This window comes from Stenotrophomonas sp. P5_A8, from assembly GCF_056400545.1.
Window position 1 is genome coordinate 1 of record NZ_JBFULB010000571.1, and the last position, 1,191, is coordinate 1,191.

Annotated in this window: 1 protein-coding gene; it reads right to left on the reverse strand. The window is 64.4% G+C overall.

Going from position 1 to position 1,191, the window contains the following annotated elements:
• Positions 1-202: 202 nt before the first annotated feature.
• A partial coding sequence (locus AC1DQP_RS20735; protein ID WP_478052462.1) for an efflux RND transporter permease subunit occupies positions 203-1,191 on the reverse strand: 989 nt, incomplete at its 5' end.

Here is a 1,191-nt window from a genome sequence, read left to right on the forward strand (position 1 = left end):
CAGTTCCCCGCGCTCGACCTGGTCGACCACCGACAATTTGAAGGACAGCGAGTAATCCCGCTGGCTGCGCCTGAGTGTTGAATCCATTGAACATTCCTCTTCCTGTGGGAAAAGGTGTCAACCCAATTCAGGACGGGTCACCGCCCACAAAAAAGCCCCGGCTCGCGCCGGGGCTTTTCCGTTTCAGGGCGTTACCGCCGGATCAACGATCCGGACGGTGCGCCGTGTTCGCTTCGCCCTGGCGCTCCAGGAACTCCTTGGACGGTTCGTCCAGCTTGTCGCCCAGCATACGGCGGACCACCACGAAGAACACCGGAATCATCAGCAGACCCAGGAAGGTGGCGAACACCATGCCGCCGATCACGCCGGTACCGATGGCGTGACGCGCGTTGGCGCCGGCACCGGTGGAGATGGCCATCGGCACCACGCCCATGATGAAGGCGAACGAGGTCATCAGGATGGGACGGAAACGCAGGCGCGAGGCTTCGATGGTCGCTTCGCGCAGGTTCTTGCCCGCCGCCCGCTGTTCCACCGCGAACTCCACGATCAGAATCGCGTTCTTGGCCGCCAGGCCGATCACCGTGATCAGGCCGATCTTGAAGTACAGATCGTTGGGCAGGCCGCGTGCCAGCGAGAACGCCAGCGCACCGAGCACGCCCAGCGGCACCACCAACAGCACCGCCACCGGGATCGACCAGCTCTCATACAGCGCGGCCAGGCACAGGAACACCACCACGATGGACAGCACCAGCAGCAGGGTGGCCGCGTTGCCCGCCAGGATTTCCTGGTAGGACATGCCCGACCAGTCGTAACCGAAGCCGGCCGGCAGGTCGTCGCTGACGATCCGTTCCATCGCCTGCATCGCTTCACCCGAGCTGCGCCCGGCGGCCTGCGAACCGACGATGTTCACCGCCGAATAGCCGTTGTAGCGGCTCAGCGACGGCGGCGCGGACACCCACTCGGACTTCACCACGGTGCTCAGCGGGATCATCGCCTGCGTGCCGTCGGGATTGGTCTGCAGGGTGCTGGGCGTGTAGAAGCTGTTCAACGACTCCGCGCCGGTGCGGTACGGGCCATCGGCCTGCAGGGTCACGCGCTTGATGCGGCCTTCATAGAAGAAGTCGTTGACGTACACCGGGGCCAGCATCAGCTGGATGGTGCTGTACACGTCCGACACCGACAGGCCCATGG